This window comes from Pantoea sp. 18059 (genome assembly GCF_902706165.1).
GTDB classification, from domain to species: domain Bacteria; phylum Pseudomonadota; class Gammaproteobacteria; order Enterobacterales; family Enterobacteriaceae; genus Pantoea; species Pantoea agglomerans.
On the sequence record NZ_CACSJS010000001.1, the window covers coordinates 1,288,727 to 1,314,804 of the forward strand.

Sequence of the window (26,078 nt, forward strand, 5' to 3'; positions counted from 1 at the left end):
ACACCTCTTTTTTGTATTTTCATCGCTACTCTATAGAGGATTTTCAGGATCGCACACCTGTCTCATCCTATCTGTTTGATAGCTTTTACCTTTTTATACACCTTCTTCAAAAGCTTAAAACAATGAATTGATGGTTCCCGCCAGGCTGTAAAGAGCAGCGAAGCGGCAACCGTCACCCTGAGACTATTCCGACAGCGCCGGTTTCACAACTGCCGTTTTGCTGCCCGGCAGGCGGATGCGGAACCAGATGGCGTACATTGCGGGCAGGAAAACCAGCGTGATCAGGGTGCCGCCCAGCGTGCCACCAATCAGGGTATAGGCCAGCGTTCCCCAGAACATCGAGTGGGTCAGTGGAATAAACGCCAGAATCGCCGCCATTGCCGTCAGCAGCACCGGACGGGCACGCTGCACTGTCGCTTCGACCACGGCATCAAAGGGTGCCAGACCCTCCTGTTCATTGTGGTGGATCTGCCCTATCAGAATCAGCGTGTTACGCATCAGGATGCCCGACAGGGCAATCAGCCCGACCAGTGCATTAATACCAAACGGCTGACTGAACAGCAGCAGCGTCGGCACGACGCCAATCAGCCCGAGGGGCGCAGTCAGAAAGACCATGATCATCGCCGACAGAGAACGCACCTGCAGAATGATGATCAGCAGAGTGATTGCAATCATGATTGGGAACAGCGGGGCCATCGCCTGGGTCGCTTTACCGGACTCCTCTATTGAACCGGCCAGTTCAATGCGGTAGCCCGCGGGCAGCGTCGCGATGATCGGTTGCAGGGCTTTGTTCAGCGCCGTCGAGACGTCAGGCGGCTCCAGGGAATCGGCGATATCACCCCGAACGGTGATGGTCGGCGTGCGGTCGCGCCGCCGCAGCACGGGATCTTCCATTTTCACCTGCACATCACCAATCTGCGATAAGGGGATACGCTGACCCGCGGTGCCCACCAGCGTGAAATCGGCGATTTTAGCCGGATCGAGCCGGGTTTCTCCGGCCGCACGCCCCACCACCTGGACCGCGCGGATATCTTCCCGCACGGTAGTGACAGGCACGCCCGACAGCAGAAACTGTAATTGCCGGGCGACGTCACTGGATGTCAGCCCCACTGCCTGCAGCCGGTTCTGATCCAGTGAGAAATGCAGCGTCGGCACGGGGGCGCCCCAGTCGGTGTTCACCGTCCTCATCATCGGGCTGGCCCGCAGGACCGCTTCCACCCGATCGGCAATCGCGCGCAGATGGGCCGGATCAGGCCCCATCACCCGCCACGCCACCGGATAAGGGGAGTATGGGCCAAACACTAGCTGCGTAACACGAACCTGCGCTTCAGGCACCAGACCGCTGGCAATGGCGGCGCGCAGCTGCGTTTTCAGTGCCTCACGCGCGTCCTGACTGTCGGTCAGTACCACCAGCTTAGCAAAGGCCGGATCGGGCAGTTCCGGTGCCATCGCCAGATAAAAACGCGGTGGCCCCTGACCAATATAGGTGGTGACGATTTTTGCCTGCTGCTGCTGTTTAAGCCAGGTCTCAACCTTTTCAGCCGCAGCGCGGGTCTGTTCTATGGCGCTGCCGTAGGGGAGCTGAACTTCAACCAGCACTTCAGGCCGGTCTGAGGTCGGGAAAAACTGTTTTTTCACCAGCGCCATACCGAGCACAGCGGCGATAAACAGGGCAATCACCACGCCTGCCACCCAGCCTTTACGGGCAATCACGCGGGTCAGCAGGCGGCGAAAGCGGTTGTAGTGGCGGGTGTTGTAGATCGCTGCGTGACCGCCTTCTACCGTTTTGATGGCTGGCAGCAGCTTTACGCCGAGATAAGGGGTGAACACCACAGCGACGATCCAGGAGGCGATCAACGCGATGCCGACTATCCAGAACATATTGCTGGTGTACTCGCCCGCCGTGGACTGCGCAAACCCATTGGGCATAAACCCGACGGCCGTAACCAGGGTGCCTGCCAGCATTGGTGCCGCCGTATGACTCCAGGCATAGGCAGAAGCCTTAATGCGGTCGTAGCCCTCTTCCATTTTCACTACCATCATCTCAATGGCGATAATGGCGTCGTCCACCAGCAGGCCCAGCGCCAGAATCAGCGAACCGAGCGTGATGCGGTCAAAGTTTTTGCCGGAAGCCTCCATCACCACAAACACCACCGCCAGGGTGAGCGGCACCGCAGCCGCGACCACTACCCCAACGCGCCAGCCCATGCTGACAAAGCAGACCACCATCACCACCAGCAACGCCACGACGAACTTAACCATAAATTCATCAACCGCCGAGCGGATATTGACGGACTGATCGGTGACCTGAGTCAGTGAGAGCCCCAGCGGCATCGCCTGATTAATGCGGGCGGTTTCAGCCGCCAGTGCCTTGCCGAGTTCCAGACCGTTCCAGCCTTCACGCATTACGATACCCAGCAGCAGCGCCGGTTCGCCCTGATTGCGCACCATAAAGGTGGCGGGATCTTCGTAACCCCGGGTCACCGTAGCCACGTCCGCCAGCTTCAGGCTTCTCCCCTGCGCCACAATCGGCGTCTCACGGATTTTTTCCAGTTTATCGAACGCGCCATCCAGGCGGATAAAGACCTGCGGCCCCTGCGTATCAATCGATCCCGCTGGCGTCAGGACATTCTGATCGTTCAGCGCAGCAAAAATTGCCTGCGGGGTGATGCCGAGCGTCGCCAGTCGATCGTGTGAAAACGACACATAGATGCGTTCACTCTGCTCACCGATGATATTGACCTTTTTCACGCCAGGCAGATGCAGCAGTCGCTGACGCAGTGATTCCGCTTCACGAACCAGCAGGCGCTGCGGCTCCCCTTTTGCCTTCAGCGCCAGCAGTGCAAAGGTCACGTCGGAGAACTCGTCGTTGATCATCGGCCCGATGACCCCGGCAGGCAGATTTCTGCTCTCATCACCCAGCTTCTTACGCGCCTGGTAAAACTCATCCTGAACCTGGGAAGGCGGCGTTTTATCCTGCAGGGATAACATAGTGAAAGCCAGACCGGGGCGCGTGTACGTCTCGCTACGGTCATACCACCTCAGCTCCTGCAGACGCTTTTCCAGCGGCTCGGCCACCTGATCCTGCATCTCCTGAGCCGTCGCACCTGGCCAGGCGGAGATAATCGTCATCTGTTTTACGGTGAACGGCGGATCTTCTGCCCGTCCCAGTTCGAAAAAGGACAAGACGCCCGCCACGGTAATCAGGATGATCAGAAACAGCGTAATGGCGCGCTCGCGCACGGCCAGCGCTGACAGATTAAAGCGTCCCTGGCTCATGGCTGGCTCCCGGCAACGGCAGCGTCATCGGGGCGCACGCGCTCCCCCTGCTGCAACAGATGCGCGCCCAGCGCCACTATCTGATCGCCAGCATTAAGCTGACCCGTGACGGTGGCCGCCTCATCACTTATCGACACCACCGTCACCGGCCGCCAGGCAACGGTAGCGGGCTGGCCGGTAATATCCCAGACGCCTGGCCCTTTACCGGCATCGTAGATCGCCGCCAGCGGAACCTGCAGCAGCGGTTGCGACGGTTTATTCGGCAGCGTGATTGTGACGGTGGCTCCCAGCGGTGCGCTGGCCAGTGCGCCCTCCAGCACATATCTCGCCTCAAAGGTGCGCGTCATCGGATCGGCCACATCAGCCAGTTGGCGCAGCCGGGCAGAAACCGGCGCACTGCCCGCACCATACAGCGTTGCCTTTGCCTCACTTCCCACTGCCGGGCGCAGGGTCTCCGGCAACTGAACACTTGCCTCGCGCTGTCCGGCTCTGGCCAGTCTGATGACAGCCTCACCGGCACTCACAACCTGACCCGGCTCCGCCAGCGTTGCCATCACCACGCCATCGTCATCAGCCAGGAGCAGCGCATATCCGCTGGCGTTACCTGCCACGCTGGCCTGCGCCTGGGCGGCTTTCAGCTCAGCCTGAGCGGTGGCCGCAGCGGCCCGAATCTGGTCGTATGCCGACGCAGAAACTGCCCCGGTTGCCACCAGAGTGCGGTAACGCGCCTGATCGGCGCTGGCCTGTCTGACGCGTGCCTGCGCGGCGGCAACGGCCTGCTGCTGAGCCTGGGCCTGCAGCCGGAGATCTGCCGGGTCGAGCCGCATCAGCGGCTGACCGCGCTTCACCCGCTGGCCGCTATCCACCAGCCGTTCGAGGATTTTTCCTGAGACCCGAAAGCCGAGGTCGCTCTGAACCCGGGCAACCACGACGCCACTAAACGCACGGCTGCCATCGGTGGCGCTGATGACCTTTGTGACCCTGACCAGCGGCGGCTGCGTGCGCGGATCGTCTTTGGGTGAATTATCCCGGCAACCCGCCAGCGCCAGTGGCAGCAGACAAACAACCAGAATGGCAGGATTGAACCTGAGCATAGATTACCTTCAACAGTAAGCAGGAGAGTGCCGCCATTCTCTTATCATGTGACCAATTCTGTCAATAGTCACAAATTACGTAAAGGCATTGTCCGTTCATACAGGTTATGAAAACACGTTAAACCAGGGAGATGCGTTGATTAAGGGTTCAGACCCACCCTGAGCAGAGGAAACATCCCATTCAGCAACAAGTGACGAAATAAATCATAAGTCACAAAACCTGCATATTCCGTACACTGGAAACAGAGTGACGAAAAGGCTCTGCCAGGGCCTGGAATGGCTCGCCAGAGAGAAGTTCAGAGAGGATAAAGCAGAAAAAGCGGGGAGTGATGACGCGCGTTTACAGCAGAATCACCGCAGGCGCTTTGTCATCTGCGCCTGCGGTGGATCTCACAGCGCCCTGCTCTTCAGGGCGCTCTGTCACTTAACGCCAGCCGAGTTCCGGGGCGACATACTTCAGGATCGCCTCAATCACATGGGCATTATAGGCAACACCAAGCTGGTTAGGCACGGTGAGCAGCAGGGTATCGGCTTCGGCAATCGCCTCATCCTGCGCAAGCTGCTTAATTAACGCCTCTGGCTCTGCGGCATAGCTGCGGCCAAAGATAGCGCGGGTTTTCTCATCGAGAAAGCCGACGGAATCCTGGTCGTTACCGCTGCGGCCAAAGTACGCGCGGTCCATATCATTCACCAGCGCAAAGATGCTGCGACTGACGGAGACGCGTGGCGCATGCTGATGCCCCGCCGCTTTCCAGGCCTCACGGTAGGCGCGAATCTGTTTTGCCTGCTGAATGTGGAACGGCTCGCCGGTCTCATCATCTTTCAGGGTTGAACTTTGCAGGTTCATGCCCATTTTTGCCGCCCATTCTGCGGTGGCGTTGGAGCCGGATCCCCACCAGATGCGGTCGCGCAGGCCTTCAGAGAGCGGCTCAGGACGCAGCAGGCCTGGCGGATTGGGGAACATGGGCTGTGGATTTGGCTTAGCAAAACCTTCGCCGCGCAGCACCTCCAGAAACTCTTCGGTGTGACGACGGCCCATATCCGCATCACTTTCTCCCGCTTTCGGTTCAAAGCCGAAGTAACGCCAGCCATCGATTACCTGCTCAGGTGAACCGCGGCTCAGACCCAGTTGCAGACGACCATTGGAGATCAGGTCTGCCGCGCTGGCGTCTTCCACCATGTAGAGTGGGTTTTCGTAGCGCATGTCGATGACACCGGTGCCGATCTCAATCGTTTTAGTGCGCGCTGCAACGGCAGCCAGCAGCGGAAATGGCGAGCTGAGCTGACGGGCAAAATGGTGGACGCGGAAGTAAGCGCCATCTGCGCCCAGCTCTTCGGCGGCGACCGCTAAGTCGATCGATTGCAGTAACACATCCTGCGCGGTACGGGTGGCGGACTGCGACGAGGGCGTCCAGTGACCAAAGGATAAGAAGCCAATATTTTTCATCTGTATTTCTCCTGACAGGCGGTAAACGCCCGTGGATGCAAGGCGATTTCTGATAGAGAAAGGTTACGCCCCCGGAGCCGCGACTGATAGTCAATATCTTTCAGCGCCATATTCAGGAATTTCGACATAGCTAAGCAGATTATCCACTTTGCCTTTGCCCGCCCTTTCTTTCACTGTTCAGATTCCCGCTTCCGCTGTCAGGTGAATCATGCACACCGGTTATCTCTCTCTACAACAGCGCGCCTGGCTTAAAGCGCGCGCACGCAGCTGGCTCTGGCGCAGCGAACTGCCGACCTGGCTGCTAATCGGTGTGATCTATGGCGGCTGGTTTGCGGTGATGCTGAACGCGCAGACGCTGGGACGGCTGCCCGCCACCCTGCTGCTGATCGTCTTCACTGGCTGGTATATGTCGCTGCAGCATGAGCTGATCCACGGCCATCCCACCCGCTGGCCGCGGGTAAATCAGCTATTTGGCACCCTGCCGCTGGCGGTCTGGTATCCCTACGGACTCTATCGCGATTCTCATCTGGCCCATCATCGCAATCACACCCTGACCGAGCCGGATGAGGATCCGGAAACCTACTACCTCTCCGCTGCTCGCTGGGCGAAGTTACCGCGCTGGCAGCAGCAGCTGATTCATCTGCGTAACACTTTTTTGGGACGGTTGCTGCTCGGCCCGCTGCTGGATGTAGCGGCGACCTTCGGCGGGATGTGGCAGGCACTGCGCCGCGGCGATCGATCCGCGATAGCGATGTGGCTGCTGCACGGGGCGCTGCTGGCACTACTGTTTTTCTGGATGGCACGGCAGGGATTTTCGCCGCTGTGGTATCTGCTGGCGGTGAGTTATCCGGCGCTGGCGCTGACCAAAGTGCGATCCTTCTACGAGCATCGTGCGGCGGACGATCCGCTGGCACGGTCAGTGAATAATGAAGCGGCGTGGCCGTGGCGCATGCTATTCCTGAATCTGAACTACCATTCAGTGCATCACGACCTCCCCGGCGTCCCCTGGTATGGCCTGCGTCGTCTCTATCTGCGCGACCGCGAGCATTACTACCAGCGCAATCATGGCTTTCGCGTGGCGGGCTATCAGGTCTGGCTGCGTCAGTTCTGGGTCAGACCGGTCGGGGTCAATGTCCATCCGGGACGATCAGCGGAGAAAACGCATGAATAACCTGCTCGCCTTGCCGATGTATGCGATTCACCCGCCCGCCACACGGGCACTGGTACAGGCTGTGGTTACCCTGCTGACGCAGCACGGCATCGCTACGCAGCCGGTCTGGCCTCAGGATCTACTGACACACTGGCAGGATAACCGGTTGCTGCTGAGCCAGACCTGCGGCTATCCGCTGGTCAGCCAGCTTCCTGCGGTTCAGCTGGTCGGCACCTTTCACTATCAGGCCCCAGGCTGCACCGGCCGTGACTATCGCAGCTGGCTGGTGGCGCGGGACAAACAGGCGACGCTGGCCGATTTTAACGGCCAGCGGGCCGTAGCTAACAGCCTGGACTCTCACTCCGGTTATAACGCGCTGCGGTTTGTGGCAGCGCTTCAGGGCGTGAGATTTTCGCAGCTGCTGCTGAGCGGCGGCCATCGTCAGTCGCTGGCGGCGCTGCGTGATTCACAGGCGGATATCGCCGCTATCGACTGCGTCAGCTGGGCGCTGCTGGCGCGCTATGATCCGGATGCGCTGCGCGGCCTGCATATCATCGGTGAAACGCCAGCCGCACCCGGATTGCCGTTGATCACGGCAGCCCCGACGTCAGTGGACCGGCTGGAGAGACTCCGCTCGGCGCTGCATCAGCTGGTGAACGATCCCGCCTGGCGCACCGTCTGCGACGACAATTTGATCGGCGGATTCAGCCCGGTGCAGAGAGACGATTATCAGGGCGTGCTGGCGTGGGAACAGCAGGCTGCCGCGCTGGGCGTCACCCGGCTGTAACACACCCCTCTGTTTCGAACTGCTTACCGGGCAGGGAAAATCTGATTTCTCTGCATCGTCACCTCCCTGCCCGCGCTTTCCCGACCTCTCATTTCATGCTCCCCGATGCGCTCTGACCCAGGCTAAGACTGGTAAGCCCGGTCACGGCGTTCTAAGGTAGAGGTTTTCAGCAGAGGGAGAGTGGGATGCGCATTCTGATGGCAGGCGCCGGCGCGACCGGTGGATATTTTGGTGCACGGCTGGCTCAGGCGGGCCAGGACGTGACTTTTCTGGTCCGCGAACGGCGTTATCAGCAGCTTCAGGCCAGCGGTCTGGTGTTGCAGACGCCACAGGGCACTGAAACGCTACAGCCGCAGCTGGCCCAGGCGAGCAGCCTGACGGGCCACTATGATCTGATTATCGTGACGGTGAAGAGCTTTGCCCTTGATCAGGTGATGGAGGATATTGCACCTGCAGTGGGTCCGGAAACGCTGATCATGCCGATTCTGAACGGATTGCGGCACATCGCGACGCTGCAACAGCGTTTCGGCGAAGATAGGGTGATTGGCGGCCTGTGCAAAATCAACGCGACGCTGGGTGACAATGGCGAAGTAATTCAGATGACGCCGCTGCATCAGCTCTATTATGGCGCGCTGGACGGTAACAACGATGCGCGACTACAGCGGGTTGATGCGGCGCTGCGTGACTGTCAGGTCGATACCCGATTCAGCGATAACATCATGGATGAGCTGTGGGAGAAGTGGCTGCTGCTGAGCACGCTCGGCGCGGTTTGCTGCCTGGCGCGCGGAAATACCCAACAGATACTCACCTCGCGCGGCGGCGAAGCGCTGTTACAGGGTGTTTTCTCGGAGATTCTGTCAGTCATTACTGCCGAAGGCTATCAGACGCGTCCGGCGGCCACTGCCCGCATTCTTGAGCTGTTAAGCGATCCGGCCACCCCGATGACCTCCTCAATGTACCGCGATTTAACCCAGGGCTTTGATATCGAAGCCGATCAGGTGATAGGTGACCTGCTGCTGCGGGCGAAACGCCATAGTCTCGCCACGCCACTGCTTAACGCGGTGGATGTGAACCTTCAGGTCTATCTGCAGCAGCGTTAATGGCCCTGCCAGATACCGTGACCGGGTGCTGCAACGGACCCGGTTTTTGTGGTCGTGAAAGTGTGGTGTGCAGCAGCAGTGCAGCAGGAAAATTTGCTACACTCGTCGCTTCATCTTTTGGAGAGTTCAATGACTTCCCGCTCCGTGACCCTCGATGATGTCGCTCAACTTGCCGGCGTCTCATATCAAACCGTTTCACGTGTTTTAAATCGTTCTGAACAGGTGTCAGCCCGCACGCGGGAAAGGGTTGAGGCGGCGATGCTGCAGCTCAATTATGTGCCCAATCGTGTGGCGCAGCAGCTGGCCGGTAAGGCGACGCGCACGCTGGGTCTGGCCACCAGCGACCTGGCCCTGATGGCTCCTGCGCAGATCGCCTCGGCGATCCAGCAGCGCGCCGCCGGGGCGGGTTATCATCTGGTGATCGCCATGGACAGTGGTAACGATGCGGCAGCAACGGTGAATGAACTGCTGGCACAGCGGGTCGATGGACTGCTGATCAACCTGCCGCTGGAGGCAGATGAGGCGCAACAGATCCAGTTGCTCTGCGGCAGCAAACCGGTGCTGTTTCTGGATGTCGAACCGCAGGCGGCGGTAGCGCAGTGTCAGTACCCGAATGAGTCTGGCGCACGTGCCGCCGTTGAACATCTGGTGGCGCTGGGTCATCGTCAGATTGGTTTGTTAAACGGGCCGCTGCGCTCGGTCTCGGCCCGTCAGCGTGAAAATGCATGGCGTCAGGCGCTGGCCGATCATCAGCTGACACCGCACTGTTCTCTGCGCGGGGACTGGAGCGCGCAGTCGGGTTATCAGGCGCTACTGGCGCAGCTTCCCGACGATCTGCCGCAGGCGCTGCTGGTGGCGAACGATCAGATGGCGTTGGGTGCGATGCGGGCGCTGCATCAGTATGGCGTAGCCATTCCTGGCGAGATATCGGTGATTGGATATGATGACACCGCTGAGAGCGCGTGGTATCAGCCGCCGCTGACCACGGTGCGGCAGGATTTGCAATTTCTCGGCGCGCAGAGCGTCGAGCGGATGCTGGCCCGGCTTCAGGGAGCAGAGGCGTCAGACAACGCGCTGGAAACCACGCTGGTGATCCGGGAGACCACCGCCCCGCCTGCTGATGAGCGGGTCAATTTAGTGGCGCTGTCACAGCAGTTACAGGTGATCGCCCGCAGGCTGGCGGGAAAATAACCCTGCGCTGACGCAGGCAATAAAAAACCCGCCCCACCGGAGTGGATGCGGGTTTGCATAGGACGTCTGGCGCTTGCGCGCTGCTGTCTGCCCTTACGCTTTCGGGTGTTCGCCCACGCCCATCGCTTTGATCTTTTTCGACAGCTCGCGACGCTCTTTAGACAGGTCGGCGTTTTTGATGATGTACTCATCCACGCGATCTTCATAATCCACACGCATGCTGGCGATGATTTCCTGAATAGCCTCAACGCTCATGCCGGGTTTGATATATTCGCTCAGGTTGTCGAGCAGCAGTACGCGCTTCTGGTTGTCGCGAATTTTCTTCTCGTTGTCGACAATTTCACGCTGCAGTTTGTTTTTGCGGCGGAACATACGCACGAACTCCAGTACGTCCTGAAATGATTGCTTGGCATTTTCCATGATGGCACCTTTCTTTGAGCCTGCTGACGCAGGGAGAGAGTCAAAACGATCAGCTTAGCGGCTAGCCCGCCAGGTAAGCAATTTTCACAGCTAAATTCAGACTGGCTCTTATCTTAGCGCAAAGAAACCCTGTTTCACATTAAGTCATTGTCTGAGGTGATTATTTGCGCAGCGCCATCCGCATCAGGTCGGTCATCCGTTCCAGCTGTTTTGCCAGTTCCAGTGTCAGCCAGACGTAGCCGTAGATCGGCGTCTCCTCCAGACCTTCGCTGCCCGCTTCCGCGATCAGTCGCCGCAGTTCGCCACTGATTTCGGTCAGCTCGTGACTGTTAGCCACCACCTCTTCCGTTTCCCCTTCAATCGCCATGACCGACAGCGCCCGCAGCGTGTTCTCAGTCATCTGCTGGGTGCGGCGCAATGCAGGCGCGTTAAGCATAATCAGATGGCTCTCGCGCGATGCCCACCAGGCATTAATCTGCATCTCAATGGTGTAAACCATATTACGGTTGATGGTCTGGATCGCTTCAAGCACCGATTTTGGAATGCGCGTCTCTTTGCTTGACGGCTCCAGCAGCGCCCGCATTTTGATCACGCTGCTCAGCAATTTGCCCAGCGGCTTGTTCAGGCGTGGCTTTTCAACCAGGTTGGGTGAGAAACCGGCGTGATAGATTTTTGCCATTTCCGCCAGCGCGTCGGAGAGCTGAATGCGCCAGTGTGTATAGGCACGCTGCGCCCAGATAGCGGTAAACAGCAGCGCCATCAGCGAGCCCAGAATCACATCACCGCCGCGCCACAGTGCCATCGTGAAATCGCCGGTTGGTGCGCCCACGACCACGCTCAGCGTAATCCCGATCAACAACGCCATGTAGGGATGTTTGCCCAGCGTCAGGTAGCCACTGATCATCATGATGATGCCGCACCAGGCCAGCATCATCGGCATCGAGATCAGCTCCAGCTTCAGGGCGATCAGACCGGATATTGACCCGGCGACCGTGCCGCTGATGCGCTGCAGTGCACGTGGAAAGACATTTCCCCAGGTGGAGATGGGCCCCATCACCACCACTAGCGTAATCAGCGGCCAGGTGCCTTCAGGGATATCGGTCGCCCGCACAAAGATAAAGCAGAGCAAAAAGGCGATGGCAATACGCACACCGTGGACGGAGCGATAATGGCGATAAAACCAGAACTCCAGTTTTGATATGGGCTTATCGGGACGCAAAATGACTTTCCGGTTGCGGGAACATGGTGTGGCTATCTTAACGCTGAACGCGGCTCAGGCTTAGCGCGGGCCGGATATTTAAAACAGTTTTGACGTTCGCTTACAATTATCAACATCCGCCTCACATACTTTCCCGGTAGTTAAAAACAACTTAATGCGATTTTTTAACCTTTATCGGCTCTCAGTAACACATTCAGGGCAGCCAGCGTGCAAGTAAAAACGGGCAGCCCGCAGGCTACCCGTTTTAGTGCTGACAATCGGCTAATCAGAACTTCTGCTTGAGATAATCCGTCAGGCGGGTAATGACGCCTGCAGGTTCAACCGCACTCAGCGCCACCAGCGGATAGTGGGCAATCTGCTGATCTTTATCCATCACCTGAATTTCACCAATGACTTCGTTGGCTTTCAGCGGGGCTTCCAGATCTTTGCGATCGATGACGTACTTCGCCTTCACGTTCTGCACTTCACTGCGCGGCAGTGACAGATAAACATCTTCTGCGGTACCCACATCCACCTGATGAGGATTGCCATACCAGACGTTTTCGCTGCCAATTTTCTTACCGGCATGGAACAGCTGAACGGTATCAAAGGTGTTCTGTCCCCAGACCAGCAGTTTACGCGCCTGCTCTTCGCGGCCTTTCGGGCTTTTACCGCCCATGACGACGGCGATCAGGCGATGCTTGCCCACCACATTCGAGGCGATGATGTTAAAGCCCGCGGTCTCCGTGTGACCGGTTTTCAACCCATCAACGTGGAGATTATTATCCCACAACAGGCCATTACGGTTGTTCTGGGTAATGCCATTCCAGGTCAGGGTCTTCTCACTGTACATGGCATAAAAATCAGGCTCACCATCAATAATGGCGCGTGACAGTTTCGCCATATCCAGCGCGCTGGAGAACTGACCCGGCGCATCCAGACCATGAACCGTTTCAAAATGGGTATTCTGCAGGCCGAGCTTCTCAACGTAGTGATTCATCATGCCGACGAAGTTCGCTTCGCTGCCCGCCACATAATCAGCCAGGGCAACGCAGGCGTCGTTACCGGAGTCGATGATGACGCCACGGCTTAAATCCCGGACGCTCAGCTTATCGCCTGGCTTCAGGAACATCAGCGAGGAGCCTTTGAACACCGGATTACCCGCCGCCCAGGCATCTTTTCCGACCGTAACCATGTCGTCACGGCTGATTTTCTTCTGGTCAATGGCGCGATCAACCACGTAACCGGTCATCAGTTTGGTCAGGCTGGCGGGATTACGGCGTTCATCGGGATTGCCAGCGGTCAGAACCTGTCCTGTGGTGGCATCCATCAGCACCCAGGAAGCCGCATCAACCGCCGGAGGCGTCACAGGAAAGGGAATCGCATCAGCCTGCGCCAGCGAGGCCCAAAAAACAGTAGCGGTAACGGTGAACAGCAGACGCCTTTTCAACACTTCATCCTTAATTGCACGGGAGAGAAAATTTCTAAAACGAAACGGAAACAGCCGCACGTTTTACGGCAAAAGCGTTGTGAAGGTTTGAATAAATTGAAAAAAAGTATGAACTGCGACGAGTATGGCTGATGCCTGCAGGGGGGTGGTAACGGCTAATTGATGCAGGAAATGAGACCGAATATTTCAATATCATCCTGGAAAACGTTAAGGTCACTACGGTATCGCCCTGCCTTGCACCCAGCGGCATGAGCAGCACGCATCTGGAAACACCGGAATTACGCTATGCAGCAATAACCTGGAAATATGTCGAAGGGAATATTATCTATCGTGACTCATGGAATGAGCGAGCTACAGCCTGAGAGGTAAAAAGTCCGCTTTACTCCTTGCCCCTGACCGCTCAGTCAGATACTACGCCCCCCGCTACCATCCGAAACTTCAGGCCAGTCGGATTATGGTTTACCATGTAGTGAGTGAAGCCTGAGCCTGTATGACCTTGCCCGGCAAAGGCACCGCTCTCGCACCAGCAGCCAGGCGCCGATGAAGAAAGGCATCCAGCGAACGGGAAGCCTGATGACTTTCTGTTCATCAGTTTAGTGAACGCAATGAACGGATATGAAATTTGAATAACGACCGCGTACAGCCCACTTTCCTCTTCCACGATTACGAGACCTTCGGCACCAGCCCCTCTCGTGACCGGCCAGCCCAGTTTGCCGGCCTGCGCACCGACAGTGAGTTTAATCCGGTCGGCGAACCCGAAGTGTTCTACTGCCGTCCGCCTGATGACTATCTGCCACAGCCCGAAGCGGTGATGATCACCGGCATTACCCCGCAGATAGCGATGAGTCGCGGCGTGATCGAAGCTGAGTTCGCTGAACGCATCCACGCGTTGTTCACCACGGAGCAAACCTGTGTGGTGGGCTACAACAACGTGCGTTTCGATGATGAAGTGACGCGCAATATCTTCTATCGCAACTTTTACGATCCCTATGGCTGGGCCTGGCAAAACGGCAACTCACGCTGGGACCTGCTCGACGTGATGCGTGCCTGCTACGCGTTACGGCCAGAAGGGATCAACTGGCCGGAGAATGAAGAAGGTTTTCCCAGCTTCCGGCTGGAGCATCTGACCAAAGCAAACGGCGTGTCACATGAAAATGCGCACGATGCCATGTCCGACGTTTACGCCACGCTGGCGATGGCGAAGCTGGTAAAAGAGAAGCAGCCAAAACTGTTTGAGTTTTTGTTTACCCATCGTAACAAAAACAAGCTGATGAACCTGATTGATATCCCGCAGATGAAACCGCTGGTTCATGTCTCCGGTATGTTCGGTGCCGCGCGCGGTAACACCAGCTGGATCGTACCGCTGGCCTGGCATCCCGATAACCGCAATGCGCTGATCGTGGTGGATCTGGCGGGCGACATGTCACCACTGCTGCAACTGGATGCCGATACGCTGCGTGAGCGTCTTTACACGCCGAAAAACGATCTCGGCGATCTGCCTGCGGTGCCGGTCAAACTGGTGCATATCAATAAGTGTCCGGTGCTGGCGCCTGCCAGTACGCTGCGGCCGGAAGATGCGGCCCGGCTGAATATTGATCGTCAGCACTGCCTGGCGAATCTGGCGCTGCTGCGTCAGCAGCCCGACGTGCGGGAAAAACTGGTCACGCTATTTGCCGAAGCGGAGCCGTTTACGCCGTCAGATGATGTGGACACACAACTCTATGATGGCTTCTTCAGTGATGCCGACCGGGCGGGGATGAATATTATCCGCCAGACAGCGCCCGCGAATCTGCCTGCGCTGGACCTGAGCTTTGAGAGTGCACGGGTAGCGAAACTGCTGTTCCGCTATCGGGCGCGTAACTTCCCCGGCACGCTGGACGATGCCGAGCAGCAACGCTGGTTGCAGCACCGTCGTGACGTGCTTAATGCCGATCGGGTGCAGGCGTTTATGCAGGAACTGGAAGCTCTGGCGAATCTGCATGAAGCGGATGCAGAAAAGGTTGGGCAGCTTAAAGCGCTCTATCTCTATGCGCAGGAGTTGGTTTCCTGAAGCACTAAGAGTCTGACCCGGTATCGCCTGCCGGGTCAGACTTTCTGATGCTGCTTAATCAGAGCACGGTCCACGCCAGCCAGGTCAGCGCAAAGCCGCTCAGCCCCATTAGTGTTGTCAGCACCGTCCAGGTGCGTAAACCGTCGGCCACCGAAAGTCCCAGATAACGGGTCACCACCCAGAATCCCGCATCATTGACATGCGACAATCCCAGACCACCAAAACAGGCCGCCAGTGTGACCAGTACCCGTTGCATATCCGTCACGCCGGTCACCGCCTGCGTCAGCAGCCCGCTGGTGGTCAGGATCGCCACCGTGGCGGAACCCTGTGATGCACGCAGCGCCAGCGACAGGATAAATGCCGCGGGCACCAGCGGCAGATGCAGCGTTTCAAGGGTGACCGCCAGCGCTTTACCCACGCCCGACTCCACCAGCACTTTGCCGAATGCACCACCGGCCCCGGCCACCAGAATCACGCTGGCTGAGGTGGGAATGGCCCGGCCGGTCAGATCTTCCAGCTTATCTTTGCTCCAGCCACGCCGTACGCCCAGCAGCCAGGCCGCCAGCCCTAAGGCAATCAGCAGGGCAATCGGCGGTGTGCCGATCACGGTCATCACACTACGCAGCAGACTCCCTTCAGCCAGCAGTGTGTGTGACAGAGTTCCCAGCACGATCAATACAATCGGGACCACAATCAGGCCGCTGATGGTGAGCGCACCGGGTGGTGCCGGTTCATTCTTCTTTTCCTGCCCTTCCGGCTTCGCCATCTGCAACTGTTCCAGCACCTCCACCGACAGGGGGTAGTGGCGACGGTTCATGAATTTCGCTACGTAGTAGCCGATGATCCCGACCGGCACGGAAATCGCGATCCCCAGTATCATCAGCCATCCCATGTCGGTGTGCAGGATCCCGGCTGCCGCCGCTGCGCCCGGATGGGTCGGCAATGCCACATGTACCGTCAGCATCACACCCGCCATCGGCAGGCCAAACTTCAGCGGCGAGACCCGCGCCACTTTGGTAAAGCCATAAATCAGCGGAATAACAATGATAAAGCCGACTTCAAAAAATACCGGGATGCCAAGGATAAAGGCCGCCATGGTCAATGCCGCAACGGTACGCTTCAGCCCCAGCGTTTTACTGAAACGCTGCGCCAGCGACTCGGCACCGCCCGAGGCTTCAATGATCGCCCCGAGCATGGCACCAAGCACGATGATGATGGTGATGTGACCAAGCAGGCCGCCCATCCCGGTGATAATCGTCTCCATGATTTTTTCAGCCGGAATGCCGGTGGCGATGGCCACCAGCAGACTGACAATTAACAGGGCGACAAAGGGATGAACTTTGGCTTTGATGACCAGCAGCAGCAGGATCACGATGCTGGCGGTCGCTATGGCTAACAGCAGTGAGGTGGACATAGTAAACCTCAGAAATTGTTATATTTTTTAGGTTATCGGCGTACAGAATAAACAGGTGCAGGGTCAGAAAAAGGACGAAAAAATCTCAACCGGTGCCGAAACACCGGTTTTTTTAGCCCGTTAAATCAGGTTTTTCTCGCCCAGGGCGCAAACCAGCCAAGACCAGCGGTAGTGTTGCCGCGCGGGATATATTCGCAGCCCACCCAGCCGGAATAGCCAACCTCATCCAGCAGTGAGTAGAGATAGGGGTAGTTGATTTCACCCTCATCCGGTTCATGACGATCCGGTGCCGAAGCAATCTGCACGTGCCGATAGCGTCCGGCATAGTGGCGAATCAGATGGCTGAGGTTGCCATCCACCCGTTGCGCATGGAACAGGTCGAGCTGAGTGAAGACATTGGGTCGATCGATCTGTTCAACCATCTCCAGCGTCTGATACTGGCTGGCATAAAGATAGTTGGGTTTGGTTGTGGGATTCAGCGCCTCAATTAGCAGGATGATGCCGTGCGGCGCAAAGCGCTCAGCCGCATAACGCATATTGCTGATAAAGGTCTCAACGTAGCGCTGACGGTCAGCGTCGGGCGGCACCGTCGCCGCCATGATGTGCACCTGCGGGCAGTTCAGCGCCAGCGCATAGCTCAGGGCGCGATCGATATCCGCCTTTGCTTCCGCTTCCCGTCCAGGGATGGCCGAAACGCCCCACTCACCCGCTGCGACGTTGCCGGGTGCGGTATTGAACAGCACCAAGTCCAGCTGGTTATCATCAAGCCACTGCTTGATCTGCGTGGCGGGATAGTCATAAGGAAACAGAAATTCGACGGCAGTGAAACCGGCTTCCGCCGCTGCAGCGAAGCGTTCAGCAAACGGCAATTCAGTAAATTGCGTCGAAAGGTTAGCAGCAAACTTCGGCATTATCGGCTCCTTAATTCTGCCACTTCGGCATCATTGAGATAACGGATCGGGCGGTCGCCCAGGGTAAAGATCAGCCGGGCGGTCTCCTCCAGCTCTTCAGTGTTGTCTGCCGCTTCCTGCAACGATTTCCCCACTACCACCGGGCCATGATTCGCCAGCAGGAAGGCACGGTAACGTGGAGCCAGCGCCGCGAGATCCTCGGCCAGTCGCCCATCACCCGGCTTGTAGTAAGGCACAACCGGCACATCACCGACACGCATCACCACATAGGGGGTAAACGGACGGATGCAGTTGTCCGTGTCCAGCCCCTGTAAACAGGAGAGCGCCGTCAGGTAGTGGCTATGCAGATGCACTACCGCCCTGCAGTCGGGATTATTCAGATAGAGCGCGCGGTGAAACGCAATCTCTTTGGAGGGTTTATCGCCTGAGATCCATTCGCCGTCAGGCGTGACTTTGGCCAGCCGGTCACCCTGTAATTCACCCAGGCATGAACCGGTGGGAGTCGCCAGCAGATTGCCATCCTCCAGCAACATTGAGAGATTGCCCGCCGAGCCGGTGGCATAGCCGCGCTGAAAAAACGAAGCGCCAAGACGCACCATCTCGTCACGCGCCTGCTGTTCCGTTAAAGAGAAAGATTCAGACATCAGTAAACTCCGTTTGCGCGCGGCGGAAGAAATCTTCATCGCCAAAATTGCCCGATTTCAGTGCCAGAGAGAGCGGCTGATGAATGTCGCGCACCCAGGGCACGCCGGGCGAAATCGTCGGGCCGATATGAAAGGCCGTCACACCCAGGCTCTGCGCGACCACGCCGGAGGTTTCGCCACCCGCCACGATAAAGCGCTGCCATTCGCGCCGTTTCAGCTCGCGGGTGACGGCAGCAAACAGTTGCTCAACGGCTTCGCTGCTGCGCTGAGCACCATAACGCTGTTGAATCGCCTGCAATTGTTGCGCGTCAGCGGTGGCAAACAGCAGGGGTGCCAGCGTCTGATCGCTGTTCGCTTCCACCCAGTCGCATAACTGCCGGGCATAAGCCCCGGCATCTTCCAGACAGCGTTCAGTCTCAACTTCGCAGGCCGGTGCCAGCTGGCGGTACGCGGCGACCTGACGATTGGTCATCTGTGAACAGGAACCGGAAAGCACCACGGCGCGATCGCCCTGCGGACGGCCTGCCTGCTCCGCTTTTGCATCACTCTCAGCCGCTGCCCACTGCCGTGCCAGACCGATGGCCAGCCCGGAACCGCCGGTGACCAGGCGCAGATCGCTCAGTGCTTCGCCCAGGGTCAACAGATGTTCCTGATGCAGGACGTCAGTTACGACGTAGTTGATCCCCTGCGCCGCCAGATGATCCAGCGCCTGCCGTACTGACTCAGCGCCCTGATCGACCTGTGCCGCAGCGATCAGCCCGGCTTTGCCCGTCGCCTGTGATGTCATCAGCCGCAGCAGGTTGCTGTCGTGCATCGGTGTGACGGGATGATGCCGCATACCGGAATCTGACAGCAGCTGATCGCCGACAAACAGGTGGCCCTGATAAACGGTGCGGCCATTCACCGGCAGCGCCGGACAGATTACCGTCTGCGTTTCACCCAGCGCCTGCAGCAGGGCGTCGGTTACCGGACCGATATTGCCCTGCGCGGTGCTGTCGAAGGTGGAGCAATATTTGAAGTAGAAGCGCTCACAGCCCTGCTTCTGCAGCCAGGCCAGCGCAGCCAGCGACTGAGCAACCGCCTGGTCTGCCGGACAGGAGCGGCTCTTCAGGCTGATCACAATCGCCTGCGCCTCTGTGATTTCCTCGCTGTCAGGAATGCCGTTGAACTGAATGGTGGTCAGCCCGTTCTGCACCAGAAAACTGGCGATGTCAGTCGCACCGGTAAAATCGTCCGCTATCACGCCAAGCCGCATCAGATTTTCTCCTCTGCCTGCGGCAGCGTGATGCCGCTGAAGATTTTAATCACTGCACTGTCATCTTCACGGCCGTAACCGGCGTTGCTGGCTTCGGTGAACATATTGAGGGCGGTTGAGGCCAGCGGCAGCGGGAAGTGCAAGGCTTTCGCGGTATCGGCCACCAGGTTGAGATCTTTCACAAAGATATCGACCGCCGATTTCGGGCTATAGTCGCCGTCCACCACATGCCGCATGCGGTTTTCGAACATCCACGAATTGCCTGCGGCGTTGGTGACCACTTCATACATGGTTTCCAGCGGGATGCCGGCACGCGCCGCCAGCGCCATCGCTTCTGCCCCGACCGCGATGTGAACACCTGCCAGCAGCTGATGGATAATTTTGACGGTTGACCCGAGGCCGATCTCACTGCCCACGCGATACACTTTGGCTGCCACGGCATCCAGTACAGATTGCAGTTGCGTAAAGGCTGCTTCACTGCCGGAAGCCATCACCGTCATCTCACCGCTGGCCGCTTTAGCGGCACCGCCGGAGACCGGTGCATCCAGCATCAGCAGCTGATATTGCGCCAGCTGTTGTTCAATCTGCTGCGCATCCCGGGCGGACAATGTGGATGAGACCATGACCACGGTGCCGGGACGCAGTTTTGCGGCCAGGCCCTCTTCACCAAACAGAATGGCGTTAACCTGCTGCGCATTTACCACCAGCAGCAAAACGGCATCAAGCTGTTCTGCAAAGGCGGATGCTGAAGGCTGCGCATCACGCGCGCCTGCCTGGCGTAAGTTCTCAAGCGCGGCGGGATTCAAATCGACACCCCAGGTATTGAGGCCGGCACGCAGGCAGGATTTCGCGGCCCCCATGCCCATGGAACCTAACCCGATAACGCAGATATTTTCAGCTGGCACGATACGCCTCCACTGTTAATTTAAGTGATTATTTGTTTGTTACTGTTAATCCTGCCAGTTTACTGTCGGCAAAAATGTGTTTCCGCTCACAAAAAAACATTCCAGATGTGAACCAGAACAATTTTTAACATTACCAGATTGGCAGCACCGGCCCTGCCGCAGTGCAGTTACCGCCGTCGTTGCCGGGATTGCCGCTGTTATTATTTGTTCTGGTTAACCGGCAGATCCTTTATAATGTGAAAAAATGGTAATCATCAGGGAGCCGATATGATTCCGGTTGAACGTCATCAACAGATTCTTGCGCTGGTGGCCGATCGTGGCGTGGTGAGCATTGCAGAACTCACTGAACGGCTGGGTGTGTCACACATGACCATACGCCGTGATGTGCAGAAACTGGAGGAGCAAGGGGCCGTGCTGTCGGTCTCCGGCGGCGTGCGCTCAGCCGACCGGCTGGCGGCTGAGCCGTCACATCTGACGAAAAGCGCCCTCTACAATGAGGAGAAGCGCGCAATTGGTCGCACCGCCGCCCGACAGATCCCACGTAACAGCTGCATCTACCTGGATGCCGGAACCACGACGTTAGCGCTGGCAAGAGAAGTGGTGGATCGCGATGATTTACTGGTGGTGACCAATGATTTTATGGTGGCGAATCTGCTGATGGAGGCCAGTCAGTGCCGGGTTATTCACACGGGCGGCACCGTATGCCGGGAGAACCGCTCCTGTGTCGGGGAGTCGGCGGCACGCAGCCTGCGTCAACTGGCCATTGATATTGCCTTTATTTCCGCCTCCTGCTGGGGGCCGCGTGGCTTGTTTACGCCGGATGAAGATAAAGTGATGGTGAAGCAGGCGGTGAGTGAAGTGAGCAGTAAGCGGGTATTGCTGAGTGACAGTTCGAAGTACAACAGGATTGCGACGTTTCTGGCTTTACCGCTGGAGAGCTTTGATCGGGTAGTGACAGACACGCATCTGAGTGAGTCGGCGCGGGAGCTGTTAAGTGCGGGGAGCTGTGAACTGATACTGGCTGGTTAAGCTGTCGCCGCCTTCCCTGAACCGGGAAGGCGGCAACGTGAGCGTGATTAAACTTCTTCGCTGAACTGCGGCACCGGATTACGGAAGCTGCGGGTTACGAATGCCAGGTAGATAATCCCGATGGCGGCCCAGATCAGGCCCAGCTCCATAGAACTCTCTTCCAGATTCACCCACAGCGCTCCCACCGTCAGCGCGCCAAGCAGCGGCAGCAGCAGATACTGAACGTGATCTTTCAGCGTGCGGTTACGCTTCTCACGGACCCAGAACTGCGCAATCACCGACAGGTTAACGAAGGTAAACGCCACCAGCGCACCAAAGTTAATCAGCGCGGTTGCGGTCACCAGGTCGAAGTTAATCGCCATCAGCGCAATCGCACCCACCAGCAGCACGTTCAGCGACGGGGTACGCCATTTCGGATGGATGTAACCGAAGAAACGCTCCGGGAACACACCATCACGGCCCATCACATACATCAGACGCGAGACGCCAGCGTGCGCCGCCATACCGGATGCCAGCACCGTGACCACCGAGAAGATCAGGATGCCGACCTGCAACGCTTTACCGGCCACGAACAGCATGATTTCAGGCTGCGATGAGTCCGGGTGCTGGAAGCGTGTGATGTCCGGGAAGTAGAGCTGCAGGAAGTAAGATGCCGCGATAAAGATCACCCCACCAATCAGCGCGGTCAGGAAAATAGCGCGCGGAATGGTGCGTTCTGCATCTTTGGTCTCTTCGGACAGCGAACTGATGCCATCAAAGCCGAGGAACGAGAAGCAGAGTATCGTCGCACCGGTAATCATCGGCACCACATGCGCATTCTCAGACCAGAATGGACGGCTGCTCACCAGCGTGCCGGAACCCACGCCGCTTGCCACACCGTAGATTACCATCGCGGTAATCCCGACCATGACAACCACCTGTAGCACCACAATCACACTGTTGAAGTTGGCGACGGTTTTGATGCCCTTGAGGTTAGAGAGCGTCATAAACCCGACCAGCAACACCACAAAAATCCACGACGGAATGCCCGGCACCAGCGATTCGAAATAGTTTTTAGCCAGCAGGATGTTGATCATCGGCATGAACAGGTAGTCCAGCAGTGATGACCAGCCGACCATAAAGCCGACGTGCGGACTGATCGCCTTCTGAGCGTAGGTATAAGCGGAGCCCGCAGAGGGGAAGCGGCGTACCAGCTTACCGTAACTCACGGCAGTGAACAGAATCGCAATCAGCGCGAAAGCATAAGCGGTGGCGACGTGACCTTCGGTCAGCCCGGAAACGATGCCAAAGGTATCGAACAGGGTCATAGGCTGCATGTAGGCTAAGCCCATCATGACGACCGGAAGTAACGTGAGTGTTTTTTTGAGTTGCGCACGCTGCGGTGCGGCGGAGGTATTAAGCGACATGCTTCAGTCCCCCATGTGCGACAACCTGGCTGGGCTGGGTCACAGGGCAACTGCGCATTAAGCGACAGGGAGTAAGGTTAGCGGTTAACGCGGCGCCGTAGTCATCACGAAAACGCGTACCAGCGTTGGCTGGCAGAGTGTAAAACATCCCCATCTTTGTCATCCTCAATCTCACGCTTATGCGTGTTTTCAGTGTTTATCTATCCGGGTGCGTGCCCGGCCTCGGTTAAGTCAGCAAAAAACGCTCTAGTAAAACTGGATGCAAAAAAATAACCGGCGCGGTAAGCGTCGGTTATCATCTGATTTTGCAGGCCGCGTATTCTGCCCTAACCCATGGCAGGAATACAAGCCATCGGGGCATCTTATGCAAAAAAAAGCCCGTCAGATAACAGGTAAAAAAACCTGTCAGGCATTTTTCAGCATCCAGTCGATCTCGGTCGACGTAATCAGCCGTTCAAACTGCATCAGTTCATGATGCTTACAGCTGTGCCAGACACTGGCAAAGCGTTCGCCCAGTAACTTCTGCAGCGGATAGCTGTTGTCAAACTCATACAGCGCATCGCTCTGGCGGATCGGCAGTGCCAGCCCCTCGGCATGGTGACCGTTGCCGGTGACCGGATGGGGCAACGGCAACTGGGTATCCAGCCCATGCAGCATCCCGGCAAGAATAGCCGACACCACCAGGTAGGGATTAGCATCCGCGCCCGCAACCCGGTACTCAATACGATGATTGTCGATATCCCCGCACGGCACCCGCAGCGCAACGGTCCGGTTGTTATGGCCCCACGATGCCTGCAACGGCACATAGGCGTCCGGAACAAAACGGCGATAGGCATTCACATTGGGTGCCAGCAACGCCATTGAGGCGGGCATCAGATCGATCATCCCAGCCAGCGCCCGTTTCATCAGCGGCGAATCACTGCCGTCATCGCAGGCGAAGGCGTTGTGATCGGCGGCATCCAGCATGCTGATATGCACATGCATGCCGCTGCCCGCATACTCCTCATAGGGCTTCGCCATAAACGTCGCGGTCATACCGTGGTTTTCTGCCACCTGACGAATCAGTCGCTTCAGCTGCACCGCATGGTCACAGGCCCGCAGCACGTCGCGGGTATGATGCAGGTTAATTTCAAACTGTCCGGGCGAGGCTTCCGCCAGCGCACCATCGGCCGGGATGCCCTGCTGACGGGCCAGATCGTCGATGTCACGCAGCACATCGGCGAAGTGATCGAGGTTATCTACCGAGTAGACCTGGCTCTGCATATTGCGTTCATCACTGCCGGGCGAACACGGCGGCTGGATAAAGCCTTCGGCATCGCGCTTTTTGTCCACCAGATAGAACTCCAGCTCTACCGCTACCACCGGAAACAGACCTCGGTTACGCAGCTGTTGCCACAGCCGGTTAAGGACATTTCGGGGTTCAACGTCAAAGGGAGTGCCATCTTGGTTGCACATGGTTAACAGCAGTTGCGCAATGTGCTGAGGGTCAGACGCGGAGGGAACTAAAGTACCGGTGACGGGCAGACAGAGATTATCGGGTTCGCCCAGTGACTGGCCGAGTCCCGCTTCTTCTACTGTGTTGCCGAGGATATCCATGGCAAACACCGAGGCGGGGAAATAACACCCTTTTTCCAGCTTAGGCAGCGCAGAGACCGGAATGCGCTTGCCGCGGAACACACCATTTAAATCATTTAACAGGATGTCGACATACTGCGTGTCAGGATGGCGCTCCAGCCAGGTTTTCACCTCAAGCTGGAACGCGCTGGTTCGTTTCTCTTCACTGTGAAGCGTGAAGTCTTCCACTTCTACCAGGTTAGTCATGATCTCACCCGCCCCTATTAGGTTTGCGTAATGCTCAAAATAACAGCCACACCACTAACATAGCGCCAACATAAAAAGTGTGCAAATGTAACAAATCTGTTTGAAGAACAAACAGCAGATTGCTAGATTGAAAAAATATTGCACACTTAACCGCCAGACGTGCCCTTTCGGTAGATATTTCGAACAGCGATGCGAGGACGTGAGATGGGCATTATTTTTGACAAGCCGTTGATTGGCGTAGTGATGTGCCAGAAGGATCTGGGAGGCCATCCGAGCCAGACGGTTCACAATAAGTATACCGATGCGGTTGTCCTTGCGGGTGGCGTACCGCTGGCCCTGCCCCACAGTCTGATGAATGCGCCTCATCTATTAGAAAACGCTATGGCTGTTCTGGATGGCCTGCTGCTGACCGGCAGCCCCAGCAATATCGAACCCTGGCATTATGGCGAGGCGGGCGAAGAGCTGCATGCCGATCCGGGCCGTGACCATCTCGCCTTTCAGCTGATCACCTGGGCCACCAGCCACAAGATGCCGATGTTCGGGATCTGCCGTGGGCTGCAGGAGCTGGTGGTGGCGAATGGCGGCGCGCTATGGCGGGAGCTCAGCGGGCAGCCGTCGTTTCAGCGTCACCATGAAGATGAGACGCTGCCGCTGGAGCAGCAGTATGCTCAGGCGCATCCCATCACTATCGAACCCGACGGCCTGCTGGCGACGCTGCTGGACAGCAACAGTCCGCTGGCGGTCAATTCACTGCATCATCAGGGGGTACGCGAACCGGGCCCGCAGTTGCGCGTTGAAGCGCGCGCGCCGGATGGCCTGATTGAGGCGGTGAGTCTGCGCCATCATCCCTTCGCCCTGGCGGTGCAGTGGCATCCCGAGTGGCAGCCGGAACACACAGCGGGATCGCAGGCGCTCTTCAGCGGCTTTATTCAGGCCGCCATTCGTTATCACAAGGAAAAAGAAAATGAGTGATGCCACGCTGGCGCCGGGACGACGGCTGGCGCAGATCCGGCAGACACTGGGGCTGTCGCAACGCCGTGTCGCCGAACTGGCCGGACTGACCCATAGCGCCATCAGCACCATTGAACAGGATAAGGTCAGCCCGGCGGTCAGCACCCTGCAGAAGCTGCTGAAAGTCTATGGGCTCTCGCTGTCAGAGTTCTTCTCGGAACCCAAACCGGATGCGGAACCGAAGGTCATTGTCCGCGCCAGCGACCTGCTGGAGATTGGCAGTCAGGGGGTTTCGCTGAAGCTTATCGACAATGGCCGTGCACAGCGCACGCTGGGCATGCTGCTGGAAACTTATCAACCCGGTGCCAGCACCGGCGAGAAGCTGCGTCATCCGGGCGAAGAGACCGGCACGCTGCTGGAAGGAGAGATTACGCTGGTCATCAACGGAGAGCACTATCATCTCTCCGCCGGAGAGAGCTACGTCATTGATACGGGCTTACCACACAGTTTCACCAACCGTGCTGAAATCCCCTGCCGCATTGTCAGTGCCCATACGCCAGCCAACTTTTAGGCGCT

The 26,078-nt window shown here is 57.7% G+C and carries 21 protein-coding genes and 1 pseudogene; 9 read left to right on the plus strand and 13 right to left on the minus strand.

Annotated features, from left to right (window positions below; genetic code table 11):
• Nucleotides 1-183 precede the first annotated feature (183 nt).
• The 3 genes from GVJ63_RS06110 to GVJ63_RS06120 all read right to left on the minus strand — a co-directional run bounded on the left by GVJ63_RS06110 (nucleotide 184) and on the right by GVJ63_RS06120 (nucleotide 5,820).
• Complete coding sequence (locus GVJ63_RS06110; RefSeq protein WP_159226570.1) at nucleotides 184-3,279, minus strand: efflux RND transporter permease subunit; 3,096 nt, start codon at nucleotides 3,277-3,279, stop codon at nucleotides 184-186.
• Nucleotides 3,276-4,373, minus strand: a complete 1,098-nt coding sequence (locus tag GVJ63_RS06115) for an efflux RND transporter periplasmic adaptor subunit (RefSeq protein WP_062757975.1) — start codon at nucleotides 4,371-4,373, stop codon at nucleotides 3,276-3,278. Before GVJ63_RS06115 ends, GVJ63_RS06110 begins: the two co-directional genes overlap by 4 nt.
• A gap of 424 nt (nucleotides 4,374-4,797) precedes the next feature.
• Entirely contained in the window at nucleotides 4,798-5,820 is a 1,023-nt protein-coding gene (locus GVJ63_RS06120) for an LLM class flavin-dependent oxidoreductase (RefSeq protein ID WP_010247994.1), read from the minus strand.
• A 208-nt stretch (nucleotides 5,821-6,028) separates the two neighbouring features.
• Between GVJ63_RS06120 and GVJ63_RS06125 the strand changes: the two genes are divergently transcribed.
• The 4 genes from GVJ63_RS06125 to GVJ63_RS06140 all read left to right on the plus strand — a co-directional run bounded on the left by GVJ63_RS06125 (nucleotide 6,029) and on the right by GVJ63_RS06140 (nucleotide 10,048).
• Complete coding sequence (locus GVJ63_RS06125; RefSeq protein WP_159226571.1) at nucleotides 6,029-6,991, plus strand: fatty acid desaturase; 963 nt, start codon at nucleotides 6,029-6,031, stop codon at nucleotides 6,989-6,991.
• Nucleotides 6,984-7,757 carry a phosphate/phosphite/phosphonate ABC transporter substrate-binding protein gene (locus tag GVJ63_RS06130; RefSeq protein ID WP_159226572.1) on the plus strand — a complete coding sequence of 258 codons (774 nt, stop codon included), beginning with the start codon at nucleotides 6,984-6,986 and terminating at the stop codon, nucleotides 7,755-7,757. The genes GVJ63_RS06125 and GVJ63_RS06130 overlap by 8 nt, the downstream gene beginning before the upstream one ends.
• Nucleotides 7,758-7,942: 185 nt before the next feature.
• Nucleotides 7,943-8,857 (plus strand): ketopantoate reductase family protein, encoded by a 915-nt coding sequence (locus tag GVJ63_RS06135; protein ID WP_159226573.1) that lies wholly within the window; start codon nucleotides 7,943-7,945, stop codon nucleotides 8,855-8,857.
• Nucleotides 8,858-8,986: 129 nt separating this feature from the next.
• Complete coding sequence (locus GVJ63_RS06140) at nucleotides 8,987-10,048, plus strand: LacI family DNA-binding transcriptional regulator (protein ID WP_062757985.1); 1,062 nt, start codon at nucleotides 8,987-8,989, stop codon at nucleotides 10,046-10,048.
• A gap of 93 nt (nucleotides 10,049-10,141) precedes the next feature.
• Here the strand turns inward: GVJ63_RS06140 and tmaR are convergent, their stop codons facing one another.
• From tmaR to dacD, 3 genes are all read right to left on the minus strand, one after another.
• Nucleotides 10,142-10,468: a PTS system regulator TmaR gene (gene tmaR / locus GVJ63_RS06145; RefSeq protein ID WP_004571340.1), complete on the minus strand. Its 327-nt coding sequence runs from the start codon at nucleotides 10,466-10,468 to the stop codon at nucleotides 10,142-10,144.
• A 160-nt stretch (nucleotides 10,469-10,628) separates the two neighbouring features.
• Complete coding sequence (locus GVJ63_RS06150) at nucleotides 10,629-11,687, minus strand: FUSC family protein (protein ID WP_010670945.1); 1,059 nt, start codon at nucleotides 11,685-11,687, stop codon at nucleotides 10,629-10,631.
• A gap of 265 nt (nucleotides 11,688-11,952) precedes the next feature.
• On the minus strand, nucleotides 11,953-13,116 hold the full coding sequence (gene dacD / locus GVJ63_RS06155; protein WP_187495728.1) for a serine-type D-Ala-D-Ala carboxypeptidase DacD: 1,164 nt from the start codon (nucleotides 13,114-13,116) through the stop codon (nucleotides 11,953-11,955).
• A gap of 152 nt (nucleotides 13,117-13,268) precedes the next feature.
• On the opposite strand from dacD, the pseudogene GVJ63_RS06160 reads away from it, so the two are divergent.
• Nucleotides 13,269-13,478 (plus strand): annotated as a pseudogene (locus GVJ63_RS06160) (type VI secretion system tube protein Hcp); the annotation flags it as partial.
• A 260-nt stretch (nucleotides 13,479-13,738) separates the two neighbouring features.
• On the plus strand, nucleotides 13,739-15,166 hold the full coding sequence (gene sbcB, locus GVJ63_RS06165) for an exodeoxyribonuclease I (RefSeq protein ID WP_033778828.1): 1,428 nt from the start codon (nucleotides 13,739-13,741) through the stop codon (nucleotides 15,164-15,166).
• 58 nt (nucleotides 15,167-15,224) lie between these two features.
• Here sbcB and GVJ63_RS06170 read toward each other — a convergent pair whose 3' ends face one another.
• From GVJ63_RS06170 to ltnD, 5 genes are all read right to left on the minus strand, one after another.
• Nucleotides 15,225-16,580: a GntP family transporter gene (locus tag GVJ63_RS06170; RefSeq protein ID WP_159226574.1), complete on the minus strand. Its 1,356-nt coding sequence runs from the start codon at nucleotides 16,578-16,580 to the stop codon at nucleotides 15,225-15,227.
• Nucleotides 16,581-16,705: 125 nt separating this feature from the next.
• Nucleotides 16,706-17,491 (minus strand): HPr family phosphocarrier protein, encoded by a 786-nt coding sequence (locus tag GVJ63_RS06175; protein WP_061901290.1) that lies wholly within the window; start codon nucleotides 17,489-17,491, stop codon nucleotides 16,706-16,708.
• On the minus strand, nucleotides 17,491-18,135 hold the full coding sequence (locus GVJ63_RS06180) for an aldolase (RefSeq protein WP_010248031.1): 645 nt from the start codon (nucleotides 18,133-18,135) through the stop codon (nucleotides 17,491-17,493). Before GVJ63_RS06180 ends, GVJ63_RS06175 begins: the two co-directional genes overlap by 1 nt.
• Entirely contained in the window at nucleotides 18,128-19,390 is a 1,263-nt protein-coding gene (gene otnK, locus GVJ63_RS06185) for a 3-oxo-tetronate kinase (protein WP_159226575.1), read from the minus strand. Before otnK ends, GVJ63_RS06180 begins: the two co-directional genes overlap by 8 nt.
• Nucleotides 19,390-20,295 (minus strand): L-threonate dehydrogenase, encoded by a 906-nt coding sequence (gene ltnD / locus GVJ63_RS06190; protein WP_159226576.1) that lies wholly within the window; start codon nucleotides 20,293-20,295, stop codon nucleotides 19,390-19,392. Before ltnD ends, otnK begins: the two co-directional genes overlap by 1 nt.
• 267 nt (nucleotides 20,296-20,562) lie before the next feature.
• Between ltnD and ygbI the strand changes: the two genes are divergently transcribed.
• On the plus strand, nucleotides 20,563-21,324 hold the full coding sequence (gene ygbI / locus GVJ63_RS06195; RefSeq protein WP_010248039.1) for a DNA-binding transcriptional repressor YgbI: 762 nt from the start codon (nucleotides 20,563-20,565) through the stop codon (nucleotides 21,322-21,324).
• Nucleotides 21,325-21,371: 47 nt separating this feature from the next.
• Here ygbI and GVJ63_RS06200 read toward each other — a convergent pair whose 3' ends face one another.
• Both GVJ63_RS06200 and GVJ63_RS06205 read right to left on the minus strand, forming a co-directional pair.
• Complete coding sequence (locus GVJ63_RS06200) at nucleotides 21,372-22,730, minus strand: APC family permease (RefSeq protein ID WP_010248042.1); 1,359 nt, start codon at nucleotides 22,728-22,730, stop codon at nucleotides 21,372-21,374.
• Between the two features lie 405 nt (nucleotides 22,731-23,135).
• Nucleotides 23,136-24,554, minus strand: a complete 1,419-nt coding sequence (locus GVJ63_RS06205) for a glutamine synthetase family protein (RefSeq protein WP_029519400.1) — start codon at nucleotides 24,552-24,554, stop codon at nucleotides 23,136-23,138.
• Nucleotides 24,555-24,755: 201 nt separating this feature from the next.
• On the opposite strand from GVJ63_RS06205, the gene puuD reads away from it, so the two are divergent.
• Both puuD and puuR read left to right on the plus strand, forming a co-directional pair.
• Nucleotides 24,756-25,523 (plus strand): gamma-glutamyl-gamma-aminobutyrate hydrolase, encoded by a 768-nt coding sequence (gene puuD / locus GVJ63_RS06210; RefSeq protein WP_045140279.1) that lies wholly within the window; start codon nucleotides 24,756-24,758, stop codon nucleotides 25,521-25,523.
• Complete coding sequence (gene puuR / locus GVJ63_RS06215; RefSeq protein WP_010670955.1) at nucleotides 25,516-26,073, plus strand: HTH-type transcriptional regulator PuuR; 558 nt, start codon at nucleotides 25,516-25,518, stop codon at nucleotides 26,071-26,073. Before puuD ends, puuR begins: the two co-directional genes overlap by 8 nt.
• The last annotated feature ends 5 nt before the right edge of the window (nucleotides 26,074-26,078 follow it).